Source organism: Psychrobacter sp. DAB_AL32B (genome assembly GCF_002224105.1).
Lineage (GTDB): Bacteria > Pseudomonadota > Gammaproteobacteria > Pseudomonadales > Moraxellaceae > Psychrobacter.
In genome coordinates this window covers 1-2,487 of record NZ_NEXU01000041.1, presented here as the reverse complement: position 1 = coordinate 2,487, position 2,487 = coordinate 1, and the positions used below count along the sequence as shown (strand labels likewise).

Sequence of the window (2,487 nt, the reverse complement as noted above, 5' to 3'; positions counted from 1 at the left end):
ATTAATGGCTGCTACCATCTCCTCTGACAAACCGCGCGTCCCTTGATAGGTACTGTTATTGCCGCCTGCACTGCCCGCACCAATATTAGCACCCAGCGCGTTGTCTTTTGCGCCTTGTTCGATAAGCGCAAGCTGTTGCTCTACAGGTCCACCTGGTGCCGCCTGTACAATGACAAAGTTCGCCAGCAATATCAAAAAAAGCGTCGGTAATATCAGCAATAATCTTTTTAAGATATAACGACCCATAATGACGGCTTCCTAAAATAGACAAATATGACAACAGAGAATATGAGCAGCTAATATTTCTCTAAACCTACGCTAGCATTTAGAAGTTATTTTTAAGCTCACGTAAAGCGGCAAATACGGTCAAAGATTTTTCATCATCGATATTTACTTTAGCCTTCACTCCTGCTATCACACTCGGCTCTTGCGTACGTAAAAACACATTTACCGCACGCTCATGCTCTAAAGTCACCGGTAATGTTGGGATGCCTTGTGTCGTTTTTTCTTCTGCTTGCGCCAATGCTTGTTGCATTGCGGCATTATCAGGCTCAATCGACAAGCCAAAACGCAGATTACTGGCCGTATATTCGTGCGCTGGATATAGCCACGTTTCGCTAGGTAAGCCGTTTAAGCGCTTAAAGCTCTCATGTAATTGCTCAATGGTTCCGGTAAAAACACGCCCACAACCGGCGCTAAATAGCGTGTCGCCACAAAAACAATGCTTACGACCTTCGATATCTAAAATATAAGCCATATGACTGGCAGTATGACCAGACACATCCCATACTTGTGCCGCGCAGCCCCACGCACTCACTGTACTGCCATCTTTTATGGTTTGATCTTCATCAACGTTATGTTCAGCATGCGCTACCAGATGCGTCATCGGATAGGACTCTTGTAGCTCTGCTACGCCGCCGATATGGTCATGGTGGTGATGGGTGGTCCAAATTGAAGTCAGCTCTAGCTCATTTTCTTCTAAGTAAGCAATAACAGGTTCAGATTGACCCGGATCAATAACAATCGCCTGTTTATTACTGTCATTAATTAATGTCCAAATATAATTGTCATTAAATGCTTTAATTGGGTGAATACGAATACTCATGTTAAATCCTTACTAGTAGTTATCTTTATCACTAAGATATTCTATAAAATACTTTACAGATCAAAAGTGCCTAATTATTGTTTTAAATACTTATTAACGCGGGCTTCTGCTGCTTTATCTGTCCACCAGTAGTCGATACCGATAGCATTGGACGGCAGTTTTTCAGTATGACGGTATTGATTCCAGTAAGCGACGTTGGTAGCCGACTTACCATATAAAGGCACTAAGTAATGACCTGCACGGAGCAGACGATCAAGTACGTGAGTATATAAAATAATCTCGTCGCGGCTTTCAGCATTCGCAAGTGCTACTGTTACCTGATCAATGGCTGAATTTTTAATACCAATCGTATTCCTATTACCAACTTGGTCAGCGGCTGCACTGCCCCAAAATGCTGCTTGTTCGGCACCCGGGGATAAACTCTGCGCAAATACATCCGTCACCATATCGTAGTCAAAACGGCGCACGCGTTCGTAATATTGTGGTCCATCGACTTGACGTAGCGTCACATCAAACCCTAGACGCTTTAAATTGCGAATATAAGGTAGCAGTACGCGCCCCATGGTTTCGCCCGTCATTAACATCTCAATCTGAGCAAGCTTGCCATCGGGTTGATATAATTTCATATCTTGATAATAAAACCCAGCATCGAGTAATAACTGCCGTGCCTTTAATAATTCTGTACGGTTAAAGCCGCTGCCGTCGCTGGTTGGCAGCTGCCATTCATCTAATACTGCCTGACGTTGAATTGGCTCGAGCTTGGATAATAAAGGGGTGAGCACCTGCATCTCTTCAGTAGATGGTTTGCCAGTCGCAGCAAGCTCTGAGCCATGAAAGAAGCTTTGTAAGCGTTCATACTGCCCATGGAACAAAGTCTTATTCATCCACTCGAAATCATAAGCCTTGCTCAACGCTTGACGCACTCGAATATCTTGAAAAATTGGCCTACGCATATTCATCACCAGTCCTTGCATCGGTACTGGGTTTTCACTGCTTATGGTTTCTTTATTGACCATGCCTGCTTTGACGGCAGGGAAATTGTAGCCCGTTGCCCAATTAGAGGCTTTGTTTTCAGGGCGAAAACGATATTGACCAGATTTAAAACCCTCAAAGGCAATCTCATCACTTTGATAATACACAAATTTAATCATATCGAAATTATAACGACCGCGATTAACCATCAAATTACGGCCCCAATAATTGGGATCACGCACGTAACTCACCGAACGACCGGCGTCGACGCGTCCAAGCTTATAAGGCCCACTACCCATTAGCGGTGTCAGGGTTATTTTCTCAAAGTCAGCATCGATCGAAGATTTGGCAAAAATAGGAAACTGCCCGACGTTTAATAAACGCTATGTATTGTCAACATAGTCACAGAC

General features: G+C 43.8%; 1 protein-coding gene and 2 pseudogenes. All 3 read right to left on the bottom strand.

Going from position 1 to position 2,487, the window contains the following annotated elements; translation table 11 throughout:
- Window positions 1-246, bottom strand: a pseudogene (locus CAN34_RS14460) (peptide ABC transporter permease); the annotation flags it as partial.
- Window positions 247-325: 79 nt separating this feature from the next.
- On the bottom strand, window positions 326-1,105 hold the full coding sequence (gene gloB, locus CAN34_RS04715) for a hydroxyacylglutathione hydrolase (protein WP_089554663.1): 780 nt from the start codon (window positions 1,103-1,105) through the stop codon (window positions 326-328).
- A 74-nt stretch (window positions 1,106-1,179) separates the two neighbouring features.
- Window positions 1,180-2,457 (bottom strand): annotated as a pseudogene (locus CAN34_RS04710) (extracellular solute-binding protein); the annotation flags it as partial.
- Window positions 2,458-2,487 lie beyond the last annotated feature (30 nt).